The sequence below is a fragment of the Chondromyces crocatus genome, assembly GCF_001189295.1.
Lineage (GTDB): Bacteria > Myxococcota_A > Polyangia > Polyangiales > Polyangiaceae > Chondromyces > Chondromyces crocatus.
The window spans coordinates 10,480,233-10,494,651 of record NZ_CP012159.1 but is presented as its reverse complement, the minus strand read 5'-3'; the positions used below and the strand labels follow the sequence as shown (position 1 = coordinate 10,494,651).

Genomic DNA, 14,419 nt, shown 5'->3' with positions numbered 1-14,419 from the left:
TCTGTGGTCGGTGAACGCAGAGGATGCGTTCACGGAGAGATGATGCGCACGCTCGACGCAGGGATCCAGCCTTCGCTCGCGCCCCAGCGCACCTCGATGAGGCTGCCTTCACGACGGCCGACCTCGACGGAGGCTCCTTCAGGGACGGGATCGCGGCCGAGGGTGCGTCCGCTCGCGTCGGTGAGGTAGGCCTCCTGCACGACGATCACGCCAGGTCGCGTGTCGAGGCGGAGGTGACGTGCGAACAGCGCGAGCGGCGTGAGGATGAGGAGCGCGACGAGGGCGGCGGGGGTGAGCACACTGCCAGCGACGTGGGCGTGACCCGTGGGTTGGCGACGCAAGCGGATGCCGACGGCAAGGAAGACCGAGGCGAGGAGAGCGGCGAGTCCCCAGGTCTGCTCGGAGGCGAGGCCGACGACGACGCGGTCGAGGGTCGGGCGCACATCGACGGCGTCCTTGGCACGGCGAGAGCGGCGTCGGGTGATCTCGGCGCGGACGGTGTCGAGCGCGCGTTCGGCTTCGATGTCGCCGGGGCGAAGGTGGAGGGTCTCCTCGAAGGCGGCGGCGGCGCGGCCCAGATCACCAGGGCGATCGGCCTTGGCGCGGGCGCGGAGAGCGTAGGCGAGCCCGCGGTCGTAGCTCGCGTCGGGGTGGACGAAGCCGCGGTCGGCGAGCGCCTCGAAGAGGTCGATGGCGGCCGCGTAATCTCCGCTCGCGAGGGCGTTCGCCCCTTCGGCGAACAGGGCCTCGGGGGCCTGAGCGGGAGCAGTCGCAGAGGAAGGCGGCGTCGGCGAGGAGGCGTCTGCCGAGGGCGCAGCGGTGGGCGGGGTAGCCGTCTGAGCCAGCGTGGTCACCGGGAGGATCAGCGCGAGGAAGAGCGCTGCGCCGGCGACCCAGCGGCGCTTCGCGAGAGGCATCCCGTGCGGCGGGGGGAGGCTCAGGCGCGCTTCCATCGCGCAAGCTCCGTGGTGACGGCGCGGGCACGCTCCACCAGCTCGGTGGCAGCGGCGGCGGTGGCGCTCGGATCGAAGCGAATGGCGTCGCAGTCGGCCAGCACGTCACGGGCGCGCGCCGCGATGCCGCGCTCCAGGCCCTTGCGGGTGAGCTCGTCGACGAGCGCGTCGAGCAGGACGCCACGCGAGAGCAGGCCGGTGGCGGCCTCGATGGCTCGATGAATGGCGCGCTCGGCGGCCGCTGCGGTCTCCTTGGCGTCCCCGCGTTCGGCAGCCTCGGCGGCCTCGCGGATGGCGTCCGCTGCGAGCTTCTCCGGGGGATCCCCGGCGGCGCGTCGTGCCCGGGCGCGACGGGCCAGGCGCTCACCCACGCCGAGGAGCCCTGCCAGGAGGGGTGGGGTGGCGAGCAGTCCCCAGAGGGTCGGGCCCTCGAGGCGAGGCGGGGGGGCTGGCGTGAAGGCGCTGAGCGTGGCGCGAGGCCCAGGGAGCGCCGCGAAAGGATCGCGGTTGGCGGGGGAGGGAGGCGCGATCGCCGCGGAGCCCGAGCCGGAAGCCGCTGGGGTCGCCGGCATCGTCGGGGTGACCTCCACGACGCCGAGCTGGGCTCGCTCGACGACGTAACGGCGCTGCTCCGGATCCCAGTACGGCAGCTCGAGGGTGCCCAGGTCGACGGACCCGCTCTCCTCGATGCGGACGACATACCCGAAGGTGCGGTAGCCGCCGATGACGCCGCCGCGAGGCTCGATGGATTCGCGCTTCTCCGGGTCCAGCCAGTCGATGCCGGTGCGCGCGGGCACCCGCAGGTTCTGCGGGAAGTTGCCGGTGCCGGTGATCTTGACGGTCGCCGAGACGGAGCCGCCCTGGGTGGTCTTGCGCGGCTGCACCGTGGCGCTCAGCGTGAACTTGCCGACGTCACCGAGACGGTAGCCCGGCGGGCGATCCTCCTGGGGAGGCTCGGTGATCTGGATGGCGATGTCGTTCGACTGCCGGAGCACACGAGAGCCGATGCGGCGGCCCGTGATGCGCGCGCTCGTGACGCCGGTGCGCAGGTCGCCCGCCTTGAGCGGGAAGAGCGCGAGCTTGTCCAGGAGTCGGACCTCGTAGCGACGTCCACCGACGAGGGTGTGCGTTGGCGTGTCGGTGCCCGGGTTCTTGAGCAGCGGCACACGCATGAAATCGGGCATGGGAGCGTCGTGCCGCTCCGTCATCTCGAGGCTCTCGCGGTAGTACAGGTAGAAAGAGACGGTGATCTGCTCGCCCACGACGGCGCGCGTCTTGTCCGCGATGGCGCGCAAGAACACCGTGGGGTCCGGAGCAGAGCGCATGCTGAGCTCCGTCGAGCCGGGATCCTCTTCGGCCTGTTCTTCCTGCTGGGAGCCGAAGGGATCGAACCCGCGGAAGGGCCAGGGGAACTGCGACGAAGGGCCGCCGGGGAGGAGAGGTGGGAACCCGGGCTGCTGGGGCCTCCGGCGTCCAGTGGACGCGGTGACCTTGATGGGGATGGGGGTGGCGCTGACGCGACGACCTTCCCAGAGCACGGTGGGGGCCGGGATGGTGAAGCTCCCCTGCTTGCCCGCGATGAGCTGCCAGGTGGCGCCGAAGGTGCGCCGGACGATGGCGCCTCCGGAGCGGAAGTGCGCCGAGGTCCCGGTGGAGATGCTCGGGCCACCCACGATCTCGATGCCCGCCGGGGGTCGCAGATCGGGGCTGCCGGGCATCGAGGTGCTCTGATCCACCGTGGTGCTGATCTCGACGGTGAAGGGCTCGCCGACCTCGACTTGCCGGGCGCTGGCGCGCGCGGTGAGGTCGAGCTGGGCGAGCGCAGTCCTCGGAAGGAACACGCCGACCAGCGCGACGGCGCCCGCGAGGCGACGCCAGGGCGTGGGCCGGGCTGTCGTGGCGACGCTGGCGTCGCGGCCCCACGGAGCAGCGCCGCCGTGGCTACCGTGCTCGCAGGGCATCGCTACTTGTCCTCCATGACCCGGCCGCGCCGGAGCCCTCGGTTCTTCGCCTCTTCTTCCTGGTACGTCGGCGCTTCTTCGAACTGATCGAGCACACGCTCGTCCTGTCGCGCCTCCTGCGGCTGCTGCGGAGGCGGCTGCTGCGGAGGCGGTTGACCCCCGGCATCCGGCTTGTCGTCCTGAGGACCTCCATCGGCCGTGTCGCCGGCGTCGGGCTGCTGATCCTGCTGGCCACCGTCGTCACCAGCGTCCTCACCCCCGCCGTCGTTGCCAGCGTCGTCGCCGCCGTCGTCACCGCCGTCGTTGCCAGCGTCGTCGCCGCCATCGTCACCCCCATCCTCGCCGCCATCGGGGGGCGGATCGGGCGGGGCGTCCGGCGGGGAGTCCGGGGCGGCGTCACGCTCCTGATCCTCGATGCGGCGCAGCGCGATGGCGCGATTCCAGGCCGCGTCCCGGCCGATGCCATCGCCTCCCGCCTCCTCGAAGAGCCCGGGGATGATGGCGAGCGCCTGGTCGTAAGATGCGACGGCCTCCTTGTAGCGGCGCCGCAAGAACTCGAGGTTGCCGACCAGGTAACGCGCCCGCGCCCGCAGGTCGGCAGGGACGGTGGGATCGGCCGCGATGGCCTGCACGATGATCAGCGCGCAGTCGATCTCCACGTTCCGCTGTGCGGCTTGCGGATCGTCCTCCCCCTCCTGGGCGCCGCCGGTCTGCTCCTCGTCGCCAAAACGGCGGCCGTAGCGCTCCGCCATGTAGAAGAGCGTGAGGCCGAGATCGAACGAGCCGTTCGGCTTCTGGCGCACGGCGTCCGGCAGCCCGATCCCGGCGTCGGAGCACTGGCCGGTGCCCAGGTACCGGGTGAGCGCATCCTCTGCGGATTCGAGGCGGCCCGCGTCGAGATCCTGGATGGCCTGGTCGACGGCGGGCGCGTTGCGCTCGAACGGGGACGAAGGATCCCAGCCGCTACAGCCGACCGTGGCGGAGAAAGCCGCTCCAGTGAGGCACGCGAGCGCGAACCCCGCGAGCAGGACACGCTTGGCGAGATCACGCCGAGGCATGGTCCACCTCCACAGGCCGCTCCTTGGTGGGCTTGTCACCGAAGAGCGCGTCTCGCTTGCGTCTCGCCGGAGGAGGACGCCTCGGTGTGAAGCGCCGCCGCGGCCCGTCGGTCACGTAAAGCTCGGCGAGCAGGAACACGATCGTGAGGCCCAGCGGGTAGAAATAGACATCGGCGTACACGGTCTCCACGCGCTCGGCGTACTCACTGACCATCTGCCGCCGCAGCTCGGCGGCGATCTCCTCGATGCCGGTCGAGCCCTTCTCGGCACGCACGAGCTTCCCACCCGGCGTCGCCTGAGCGATCGAGGCGAGCTGCGCTTCCCCCTCGACGGTGAGCGCCGTGGTCAGCGGCTCCCCGCGACGATCCTTGCGCCACCCCACGATGCGCCCATCTTCGCTGATCTCGGGGATGGGCTCGGGCGTGCGTCCGCCGATCTGGACGACGTGGATGGTGGTTCCCTCCGCACCGATCGACTGCGCGACGGCCCCCGGCGTCCCTTCGAGGTCTTCACCGTCCGTGATGAGCAGGATGATGCGCTTGTGATCCTTCGCCTTGGGGTCGTTCTTGAGAAGCTCGCGCGCCGACTCGAGCGCGCGCGCGATGGCGGTCCCGCCGACGGGCATGTCGTTGGGATCGAGCTGACGCAAGAACTGGGCGATGGCGGCGCCATCGGCGGTGAGCGGGAAGCTCATGGGCTCGCCGGCGAAGGCAACGGCGGCGAAGCGGGCGCCTTCCAGGTCCTTGATGAGCCGAGACACCTCCACCTTCGCCCGGAAGGTGCGCGACGGCTCGACGTCACGCGCGTACATGCTCTTCGAGTAATCGAGGACCACCACCACATCGACGTTGGTGGCCGGGACGAGGCGGGTGCCCTTGCCGTACTGCGGTCGCGCTGCCGCGAAGAAGGCGGTCATGATCGCGAGGACGAGCAGGATCCCCTTCCACGCCCGGAATTTGGCGGGATCGCTCGTCGTGAGCGCACGCACGCGCTCTGGATCCCCGAAGCGCTTCACCGCACGCTCCGTGCCGAGCCCACCCAGGACGAGCAAGAGCCCGACCAGCGGCGCGAGCGCGATGCCGATGAGCCAGTAAGGCGTCGCGAAGATCACGGGAACCTCCGGAGCAGCCAGGCGCGCAGCAGGGCATCGAGGGCCACCAGCACGACGCCGGGCAGGAGAAGGAGGGGGAACAGATCTTCGTAGGACGCGATCGACGCCTCGAAGCGTGTCTTCTCGAGCTTGTCGAGCACGTCGTGCATGCTCGCGCTCAGGGCCTTGGCGTCCGTGGCCACGTACGCCTCTCCGCCGGTCTTCTGCGCAATCTCCCGGAGCAGCTCCGGGTTGACCGGGAAGCGGTGCCGCGCGTAGCGGGGCTGGCCGAAGAGATCGACGCCATCCTCGACATCCACCTCGTCGGCGGATCCAATCTGGATGGTGTGGATCTTGGCGCCGAGGCCAGCCGCGAGCTGGGCTGCGTACTCCGGCGAGATCGAACCTGCGTTCGAGTCCCCGTCGGTGATGAGGATGATCACCTTGGAGAGGGCGTCGCTGCGCCGCAGCCGCGCCGACGCCGTGCCGAGGGCGTCACCGATCGCCGTGCCGCTGCCATCGATGACGTTGAGCGTCATCTTGGAGACGAGCTGCGACAGCAGCGGGTAGTCCATCGTCGGCGGCGAGAGTACGTACGCTGCTTTGCCGAAGACGATGACGCCGATCCGGTCGGTCCTGCGCCGGCCGATGAAGTCCTGGAGGACGAGCTTGGCGACGTCGAGGCGGGTGAGGCGCTTGTTCTTGGCCAGCCGGGGGCTGCCCGGGAGATCCTCCGGCTTCGCGTCGAGCACCGCGCGCATCGAACCCGACAGATCGAGGGCCACGACGATGTCGATCCCCTTGTCGTCGGAGCGCTGGTCGCGCAGCACGCTCACCGGCCGTCCCATGGCCAGGATCAGCAAGGCCACCGAGACCGCCCGCAGGACGCCCGGAAGGTCTCTCAGGTAGCTGCGGATGCCACGAGGGCCCGTGAGCAGCGGGCTGACCGTCCCGACGCGGAGCCTGGGCTTGCGCGCATCCTGAGGGAAGATGCCCCAGTACCAGACGATGGGGACCAGGATGAGGCCGAGCAAGAACCAGGGCTGCTGCCAGGTGGCTCCGCTCCACGCTTCACGCCGGACGAGCCACGGGTAGATCAAGGCCAGCGCGGCGATGATCACGGTCGCGAGGACGGCCAGGATCGCGCGCTTCGCGGTGCTCACGAGGACACCTCGTCGCTGGTGGAGGAGCCTCCAGAGGCACCAGCGGGCGGGGCAGCGTTGCCAGCGCTCGGCGCTGCCTGCTGCGGGATGGTGCGTCGGATGATCTGCTCGCCCCGCTCGAGGGCGTCACGGCAGTCTTGCTCCGTGGGCTGGACGCGCGCGAACTTCACCAGGTCGCAGTCCGAAAGGAACTCCCCGATCTCCGGCAGCACCAGGACGGGAGGACGGACACGGCGCAGGAGGGAGCGCATCTCGTCGCTGGTGGTCTCCAGGCCGTCGAAGCCGTAGCGCGCGCCCAGGTAGCGCCGGACGCAGTCGCTGACGCGATCGAAGAACTCGTCGGTGTGGCCTTCCGCGAGCAAGCTGGAGCGCCGCAGCGCGGAGAGCTCTTCCATGGCGGCGATCCAGGGGAGCTTGGGCGGCGGCACGTGCACCACCTTGGGCCGCTGACGCCAGCGCCGGATGAGCCAGGCGAGGAGGAGGGCGAGGACCGCTCCCGCCAGCGCAGCCAGCGCCGCGTGCCTGGCGAACGCCCAGTCTTCGCGCTGAGGGCGAGGCTCGGGGTTCGGCTTGACCTTGGGATCCACCTCGTTGGCGATCGGATCCTCGATGAGGATGCGGTGCGGCCGGGTGCACACCGTCACGACCTCCCCGCTCGCGCGTGCGATGGCGACGGGGACTGGCGGTAGCTCCATCAGGTTGCGGCCTGGCTTCGGGGGCAGCGCCACGAAGGGGACGATCACCGTGGTGGTGACCCGCTCCTCCGGGCTGCCTGGTGCAGGCCGCGCGATGGTCGGCCCTGCGCCGGCGTCGGCCTCGGGGATGACGAAGCCCGCCTCGGTGAGCCCTCGGGCAGCATCGCTCGCCCGCTGGAGCTTGAAGCCCTCGGGCAACACCGTCTCGCCCTTGCCGTGCGTGACGACGATGGTGAGTGGAGCCGCGTAGCCGCTGAAGCCCGTCGCCGGGAACGTCTCCTGGATGACCGGCCGGGTGGCGCCAGAGGGCACGTGCTCGGTGCAGGAGACCCAGGTCCGCTCCGCGGCAGCGCCAGCGGGTGACGGCGCGGCTGGAGCGGGTGGGGCGCCGGGATCGCTCGCGCCTGCGCTCCCTGGAGGGGGAGGAGGCGCGGGCGCGTCGTCGCTGATTGCAGGAGGAGGCGGCTCCGGCTCGTCGGCGGGGACGTCGGGCTGCGCGTACACGAGCGCGGGGACCGCGACGGCGACGAGCAGCGACGTGGCCGTGAGACAGGCGCGTCGGAGAGTCCAGCGCACCGGGTTCACCGCCGGAGCCTCCGGGCGCGCCGCGCGAACAGATCGCGGAGCGGGTTCACGTAGTTCTCGCCCACCTTCACGATCACCGCGTCGAGCGCCAGCTTCTTGAAGAGGCGATCGCGATCGGTGCGCAGCTTTCTCATGGCCTTCTTGTAGTGATCGCGGACGGCGCGATCGCTGGTGTCGACGACCACCTCTTCCCCCGTCTCCAGGTCCTCGAAGGTGGCCAGCCCGACGTCGGGCAGCTCCTCGTCACGCGGGTCGACGATCATGACCGGGATGACGTCGTGCTTCGCGGCGGCCAGCGCGAGCGCGCGCTCGAAGCCGGTGGCGAAGAAGTCGCTGACCACGAAGGCCACGCTGCGCCGCTTGGCCACCTTGACCAGGGTCTCCAGCGCGAGCTTGAGGTTCGTGCCCGTGTACTGGGGTTCATGCCCGAGGATCTCGCGCACCACCCGCAGCACGTGCTTGTCGCCCTTCAGCGGCGGGACCAGCCGCTCGATGGCCTCGGTGGCGAGCACGAGCCCCACCCGGTCGTTGTTCTTGATCGCGCTGAAGGCACACAGGGCGCAGATCTCCGCAGCGATCTGTGCCTTCGACGCGCGGCGCGTCCCGAACTGCTCGCTCTGCGAGGCGTCGACGACGAGCATGACCGTCATCTCGCGCTCTTCGACGAAGACCTTGACGAAGGCCTCGCTCATGCGGGCGGAGACGTTCCAGTCGATCCAGCGGACATCGTCGCCGGGCGCGTAGGCGCGCACCTCACGGAACGAGAGGCCCTGCCCCTTGAAGACCGAGTGGTAAGACCCCGAGAGTTCCTGCGTCGCCAGCCGCTGGGTGCGGATCGAGATCCGCCGGAGCTGCCGGAGGAGCTCGGTCGGAAGCGGCTTGGACGAGCGCTTCTCCTGGGGTTCTTCCGCTTTGCGCGCGTCGGCGGGGCGGGTCACGGCACCTCGACCACCTCGAAGACGCGCCGAACGATCTGCTCGGCCGTGACCTCCTCGGCCTCCGCTTCGTAGGTGAGCACCATGCGGTGCCGGAGCACGTCGGGCCCGATGGCCTTCACGTCTTCGGGGGTGACGTAGCCGCGGTGACGGAGGAAGGCGTGGGCTCTGGCGGCGAGGGCCAGCGCGATCGAGGCGCGCGGGCTGGCGCCGTACTCGATGAGGCTGCTGAGATCGCGCATGCCCTTCTGCGCGGGCTCCCGGGTCGCGAAGACCACATCGACGATGTAGTCCTTCACCCGATCGTCCATGTAGACGTCCCGGACCACGCTCGCCGCCCGGCTGAGCTCCTCCGGGGTGGTGACCTTGCTGGCCTTGGACTCGACCGGGGCCGTGGTGCGGTCGATGATCTGCCGCTCCTCGGCGCGGGCGGGATACCCCACCTTCACCATGATCATGAAGCGGTCCACCTGCGCTTCGGGGAGACGGTAGGTCCCCTCCTGCTCGATGGGGTTCTGGGTGGCCATGACCACGAAGGGCTTGGGCAGAGGATAGGTCGTGTCCCCGATGGTGACCTGCCGCTCCTGCATGGCCTCCAGCAGGGCGCTCTGCACCTTGGCGGGGGCGCGGTTGATCTCGTCCGCGAGCACGAGGTTCGCGAAGATCGGGCCCAGCTTCGACGTGAAGTCGCCCTTCTGGTGGTTGTAGATGACGGTGCCGACGAGGTCCGCCGGGAGCAGGTCGGGGGTGAACTGGATGCGCGAGAACTTCGCCTCGATGGCGTCACAGAGGGTCCTGACCGTGAGGGTCTTGGCCAGACCGGGGACACCTTCGAGCAGCACGTGGCCACCCGTGAGCAGCCCGATCAGGATCCGCTCGATCATGTAAGTCTGGCCGACGATGACCTTGCCGACCTCGTTGATGAGGTTGTCGACGAAGGCGCTCTCCTTGGCCACCAGCTCGTTCAGGGCACGGACGTCATGCATGGGAGGGCTCTGCTCTACAGGCTTGGTGCCCTCGGGACAACCGGACGGGCGTGTTTATTCCGCCCGTCGCCGTGGAGGGTCACATTCCGGCAGGGGTCGTCCCGCCTCTCGCCAGGCCCGACCCGGAGCCCCCCGGAGCCCCCCCTGGAGGAGGCTCCACCCCACGAGGGGTCACTCCTTTTCCAGCTTGCCGACGATGTTCAGGTTGAACATCGCGCCCATGTACTTGAGGTGAGGTCGAACCTCGAGATCCACCCGGTACCAGCCGGCGTTGCCCGCCACATCGGTGACACGCACGCGGGCCCTGCGGAGGGGGCGCTTGGAGCGCACCGCAGGCGACACCACGTCCATGTCGGAGACGTACTGGTTCAGCCAGGAGTTGATCTCCTGCTCCAGATCCTGCCGCTCCTTCCAGCTCCCGATGTTCTCTCGCTGCAGCACCTTGATGTAGTGCGCCAGCCTGCTGATGAGGAACATGTAAGGGAGCTGGGTGCCCAGCCGGAAGTTCATCTCGGCCGTGCGACCCTCCTCGCTGATCCCGTAGTACTTCGGCTTCTGCACCGAGTTGGCCGAGAAGAAGCAGGCGTTCGTGGTGTCCTTGCGGAACGCCAGCCCGATGAAGCCCTCTTCTGCCAGCTCGAACTCGCGGCGCTCGGTCAGCAAGACCTCGACCGGGATCTTGGTCTGGATGGCCCCCATGGCCTCGTACTGATGCAAGACCAGGCCTTCCACCGTGCCCCCGGAGTTCGGCCCGACGATGTTGAGGCACCACCGGTTGCGCGCGAAGCTCTCGGCGAGCCGCGTGGCGAACGCCGCGGCCGGGTTGCCCCAGAGAAACGCCTCGTGGTTGCCGACCACGTCTTCTTCGTACGCGAAGGCGCGCACGCGCATCGTGCTCGGCCCATAGGGCAGCCGGAGCAGGAACCGCGGCAAGAGCAGCCCCACGTAGCGCGCGTCCTCGCTCTCGCGGAACGAGTTGTACTTGATGTACTGAGGGCCCTCGAACATCGCCTTGATCTCCCCGAGATGAGGGAGGTTCAGGTGGTTCTTCTGCCCGAAGAACAGCGGACCCGCGGCGGCGAAGAAGGGCGCATGCGACATCGCCGCGACCGAGGCGCACTTCTGGAGCAGCGCGATGTCTTGCGGGCTGGGGCCGAACTCGTAGCTGGAGATGATCGCGCCGAACGGCTTGCCACCGAAGACGCCGAACTCGGCGGAGTACACGGTCTTGTACAGACCGCTCTTCACCACCTCGGGGCTGTCCTCGAAGTCGGCGAGCAGATCCTCCTTGGAACAGTTGAGGAGCTCGACGCGGATGTTCTCGCGGAACTCGACCCGATCGATGACGAACTTCAGGGCGCGCCAGGCCGCTTCCAGGCGTTGAACGGCGGGGTGGTGCAGGATCTCGTCGATCTGGCGAGACAGCCCGGCGTCGATCTCGGCGATGATCTGGTCGACGAGCGCGTTGTCGATCTTCTCGTCCGCGCCCCGGCGCCGGACCACATCACCGACCACGGCGCGGACGCCGCGGCCCACGGCGTCGTAGTCCTCGTGCCCTGGCGGCAGCCGCGAGCTCGCCAGGATCTCCTCCAGCATCGTCCGGGGGACTTCGGGCGTTGCCTCGGCGGGCTGGGCTTCCATGGTCCATCACATTGCCACGGCCTTGAGCCGACGTGAACGCCCCCGCCGGCATCGAACCCCGGATCGCCCGAGACCGGATGCTCGGGCGGCGCTGTGGCCTCGCGGACCTCGCGGGCCTCGCGGGCCTCGCGGGCCTCGCGGGCCTCGCGGGTGGCCGAGCGGCGCCGGCCGTCGCCCCTTTGGCCCCCCTCCTCGCCCCTTTCAGCAGGCCCTGGCGCGTCGACTGGCGGATTTCGCCCATGCCGGATAGCTGAAACGGCCTCAGTCGAGCAAACTGAAGCCTACAGCGAAGTCAACTACCCTCAGGAGGCTGACGACTGGCTAGAAGGTGACCTCAAAGGTCAGCAGGACTTCTTTTTGCTCATGAACATCAATCTGGTGTTCTGTTTCTCTTGTCCTGCTGGAAGTCCTCTAGCATCGTCGGGGAGCGCACTGGCATGGACCCGTGGGGCGACGATTGGAAAGACGAGCACGACGGCTTTGCGCCGGGTGACATCGTCGGCAAGTACGAGCTGCTTTACCCCGCAGCTTCTGGCGGCATGGCCACAGTGTGGGCTGCTCGACGCCGGGAAGCGCACGGTTCGGGGGCCGAGCAAGTCGTGGCGGTCAAGCTCGTCTCGGATGCGCTGCACAGCGACTCGGACGTGCGCGCCATGTTCCTGGACGAGGCCCGGGCGGCCTCGCTGATCCTCCACCCCAACGTGGTGGAGATCTTCGCCTGCGGCGAGGTCCGCGAGCGGCCCTACATCGCGATGGAGTGGATCGATGGCGAGTCCCTCGCCAAGCTGGCGTCTGCTCAGAACGCCAAGCGCTCCTTGCTCCCGCTCAACTGGGTGCTCCACGTCGCCGTCGCCGCCTGTGCCGGACTGCACGCGGCCCACGAGGTACGCGACGACACGGGTGAGCTGCTTCACCTGATCCACCGCGACGTGACCCCGCAGAACGTCATGGTGGGGTTCGATGGCACGGTGAAGGTCGTCGACTTCGGCGTCGCCAAGTCGCGCGCCCAGACCCAGGTCAGCAAGGCCGGCGTCATCAAGGGCAAGACCGCCTACTTCTCCCCCGAGCAGGTGTCGGGCGAGAAAATCGATCGGCGCAGCGACCTCTTCTCGTTTGGCTGCCTCCTCTACCTGCTGGTCACGGGCCATCCCCCGTTCCGCGGCCGCGGGTTCATGGAGGTGATGGCGCAGATCACGACGCGGACGCCGCAGGCACCGCTCGAGATCATGCCGGATCTCCCGCCCGAGCTGGACCGCATCATCATGAAGGCGCTGGCGCGCGATCCGAACGATCGCTACCAGACCGCGGCAGAGCTCCGGAAGGACCTCGACAAGGTGAGGGCCGGCCTGGGCGAGCGGATGTCGAAGAAGGACATCGGCACCCTCGTCTCCTCCTTGATGCCTGGCGTCGCGGAAGAGCGGACCGGCAAGATCGTGAGCGCCGCCGAGGAGCTGGACCTCTACCCGCCTCGCGAAGAGGACGACGAGTTCGAGCGACCCCTGCGCCCCGAAGACGGGACCGAGGTGATGATGCGCAGCGTGGCCCTGCTGTTTGCAGGTGGCCAGGAGGCGCCCAGCTCGAGCGCACCCAAGTCGGTCCGTCGAGGCGACCCCTCGCTGCTCCGCAAATCCGACCCGGGGGTCTCGCGACGCTCGGAGCCGGATCTGAGCGGGCGAGGCGAACTCGGGAGCGGAAGGAAGTCGGAGCCGGAGAGCACCGGCGGGGCCTTGAAAGCGGCCTCCTCGGGTGACCCCTCGTCGAGCCGCGAGCCGAAGTCGAGCCGCGAGCCGAAGTCGAGCCGCGAGCCGAAGTCGAGCCGCGAGCCGAAGCCGAGCAGCGAGCCGAAGCTGGTCCTCACGCCGACCAAGACGACGGCGACGAGCGCGGAGCCGAGCCGCAGCAGAGCGGCCAGCGTCGCGGTGACGAAACCGGCAGCGCCAGCGCGACGCAGCCCGATGGCGTTGATCGTGCTCGGACTGCTGGTGGTCGTCATCGCCGTCGGCGCCGCCGTGATCAAGCTCAAGTTCTGAGCCCTCCCCGGTCCGGCCTCACGCAGCGCTCCTGGAGGCCGGCCCGGCGTCGCGCGGCGCTTTACTGAACGATCGTGGTGCAGCCGAGCAGGATCTGAATCTTCGCGGCGTCCTGTTGCTTCAAGGAGGCGCAGGTCGCGGGGCAGAGTTCGATGTGCGACGGGTCGCCCGGGATGTCGTAGCGCCAGCCAGCGCCATCACAGGCGGCGTCCTGGGGGAGCACGCTCGGCTCGTCGGCGCCCAGGGTCAAAAGCACGTTCACGCTCGTGATCGCGACGTTCCCTTGCTTCACGTCGGTCGGTAGTTCGTACTCGCAAGGCAGCGCGTCACCGGTCACGCGGGTGAGCGCCGCCTGGAACTCCGCCGCGACGTTGCTGGCGCTCACGAGCACGGCCGTGCTGGTGCCTCCCGCGCTCGCCACCTGATTCGAAAACGTCTGATCGGCCCCGGGGAGCCCGATGACGTACGTGAGGACCGGCGGGTCGTGCTGCGCCCCCGTCCTCGCCAGGTTCGCGATCACCGTGGGATCCTCGGGGTTCACACCGCCACAGGTGCCTTGCGGGCCGGCCGGTTGCCCATCCGTCACCAGCAAGACGGCCGAGGCCTCTCCCGGGTTGTTCTGCGCGACCTCGATGCCCTTGAGCAAAGCGCCACCGAGCGCGGGGTAGATGGGCGTATTGAACCCGTTGGGGGTCTCTGCATCGAGCGCCTGCAGGAGGGCGCTCGTGTTTCCAGGCAATGGCCCGTAATCGACCGCGGGTTCCTTGTAAGCGAACTGATCGCAGGCGGGGACGTTGTCGGCCGCGCGCGGGAAGAACCGCAAGGCCACGCGGATGCCCTCGAAGCGCGCGTCATTCAGGAAGGCCGTGAGCCCCACCTTGGCGCTTTGCCATTTGTCCCCTGCCATCGAGGAGGACTTGTCCAGCAAGATGTAGAGATTCAGCGGGACGGAGATGGCCTCCTCCGTGACCAGCGCGCAGGCGGCGTCTGGATCCAGGATGCCCGTGTCCGGCGGCGGATCGAGCAGGCCGCCGTCATCTTCGCCGCCGGTCGTGCTGGACGACGACTGCGTGACCCCGGAGTCCGGCGAGCAAGCGCCATGAACCGCGGCGGAGAGCAACCCGAGGGGCACGGCGAGGAAGAGGCGGGAGAGCAGGCGTCGCATGGAATGGCTGTCTCGACACTATCGCACGCGCAGCACCGCGCGGGGGGACCGCGAAGAGAGAGAGCGCGAGGGGGGATCGCGAGGAGAGAAATCCGCTTCGCACCTGCGCGCCACCCACGCGCTACCCACGAGCCGCCCACCAGCTACCCGCGTGCCG

At 69.3% G+C, this 14,419-nt stretch carries 11 protein-coding genes; 1 reads left to right on the top strand and 10 read right to left on the bottom strand.

The genetic code is table 11. From position 1 onward, the window contains the following. Positions 1-29: 29 nt before the first annotated feature. From CMC5_RS38055 to tssC, 9 genes are all read right to left on the bottom strand, one after another. Positions 30-953 (bottom strand): outer membrane protein assembly factor BamD, encoded by a 924-nt coding sequence (locus CMC5_RS38055; RefSeq protein WP_063796424.1) that lies wholly within the window; start codon positions 951-953, stop codon positions 30-32. Beyond that, positions 938-2,914, bottom strand: coding sequence for a BatD family protein (locus CMC5_RS38050; protein WP_050434990.1), 1,977 nt, complete (start codon positions 2,912-2,914; stop codon positions 938-940). Before CMC5_RS38050 ends, CMC5_RS38055 begins: the two co-directional genes overlap by 16 nt. A 2-nt stretch (positions 2,915-2,916) precedes the next feature. Beyond that, positions 2,917-3,972 carry a hypothetical protein gene (locus CMC5_RS38045; protein ID WP_050434989.1) on the bottom strand — a complete coding sequence of 352 codons (1,056 nt, stop codon included), beginning with the start codon at positions 3,970-3,972 and terminating at the stop codon, positions 2,917-2,919. Beyond that, positions 3,959-5,083: a vWA domain-containing protein gene (locus CMC5_RS38040; protein WP_050434988.1), complete on the bottom strand. Its 1,125-nt coding sequence runs from the start codon at positions 5,081-5,083 to the stop codon at positions 3,959-3,961. The genes CMC5_RS38045 and CMC5_RS38040 overlap by 14 nt, the downstream gene beginning before the upstream one ends. Further along, on the bottom strand, positions 5,080-6,225 hold the full coding sequence (locus CMC5_RS38035) for a vWA domain-containing protein (RefSeq protein WP_050434987.1): 1,146 nt from the start codon (positions 6,223-6,225) through the stop codon (positions 5,080-5,082). Before CMC5_RS38035 ends, CMC5_RS38040 begins: the two co-directional genes overlap by 4 nt. Beyond that, on the bottom strand, positions 6,222-7,505 hold the full coding sequence (locus tag CMC5_RS38030; protein ID WP_050434986.1) for a hypothetical protein: 1,284 nt from the start codon (positions 7,503-7,505) through the stop codon (positions 6,222-6,224). Before CMC5_RS38030 ends, CMC5_RS38035 begins: the two co-directional genes overlap by 4 nt. Continuing rightward, positions 7,502-8,443, bottom strand: a complete 942-nt coding sequence (locus CMC5_RS38025) for a DUF58 domain-containing protein (protein WP_082363180.1) — start codon at positions 8,441-8,443, stop codon at positions 7,502-7,504. The genes CMC5_RS38030 and CMC5_RS38025 overlap by 4 nt, the downstream gene beginning before the upstream one ends. Then, entirely contained in the window at positions 8,440-9,426 is a 987-nt protein-coding gene (locus tag CMC5_RS38020) for an AAA family ATPase (protein ID WP_050434985.1), read from the bottom strand. The genes CMC5_RS38025 and CMC5_RS38020 overlap by 4 nt, the downstream gene beginning before the upstream one ends. A gap of 171 nt (positions 9,427-9,597) precedes the next feature. After that, entirely contained in the window at positions 9,598-11,067 is a 1,470-nt protein-coding gene (gene tssC / locus CMC5_RS38015; protein WP_050434984.1) for a type VI secretion system contractile sheath large subunit, read from the bottom strand. Between the two features lie 437 nt (positions 11,068-11,504). Between tssC and CMC5_RS38005 the strand changes: the two genes are divergently transcribed. Next, the gene (locus CMC5_RS38005; RefSeq protein ID WP_050434982.1) at positions 11,505-13,097 is read left to right on the top strand and encodes a serine/threonine protein kinase; all 1,593 of its coding nucleotides are present in this window, start codon (positions 11,505-11,507) and stop codon (positions 13,095-13,097) included. 61 nt (positions 13,098-13,158) lie between these two features. On the opposite strand, the gene CMC5_RS38000 is transcribed toward CMC5_RS38005, so the two are convergent. Next, positions 13,159-14,262 (bottom strand): vWA domain-containing protein, encoded by a 1,104-nt coding sequence (locus CMC5_RS38000; protein ID WP_050434981.1) that lies wholly within the window; start codon positions 14,260-14,262, stop codon positions 13,159-13,161. Positions 14,263-14,419 lie beyond the last annotated feature (157 nt).

Coding starts and splice junctions, on each gene's coding strand:
- CMC5_RS38055 (WP_063796424.1), bottom strand. CDS start 953: ATGGAAGCGCGCCTGAGCCTCCCCCCGCCGCACGGGATGCCTCTCGCG.
- CMC5_RS38050 (WP_050434990.1), bottom strand. CDS start 2,914: ATGCCCTGCGAGCACGGTAGCCACGGCGGCGCTGCTCCGTGGGGCCGC.
- CMC5_RS38045 (WP_050434989.1), bottom strand. CDS start 3,972: ATGCCTCGGCGTGATCTCGCCAAGCGTGTCCTGCTCGCGGGGTTCGCG.
- CMC5_RS38020 (WP_050434985.1), bottom strand. CDS start 9,426: ATGCATGACGTCCGTGCCCTGAACGAGCTGGTGGCCAAGGAGAGCGCC.
- tssC (WP_050434984.1), bottom strand. CDS start 11,067: ATGGAAGCCCAGCCCGCCGAGGCAACGCCCGAAGTCCCCCGGACGATG.
- CMC5_RS38005 (WP_050434982.1), top strand. CDS start 11,505: ATGGACCCGTGGGGCGACGATTGGAAAGACGAGCACGACGGCTTTGCG.
- CMC5_RS38000 (WP_050434981.1), bottom strand. CDS start 14,262: ATGCGACGCCTGCTCTCCCGCCTCTTCCTCGCCGTGCCCCTCGGGTTG.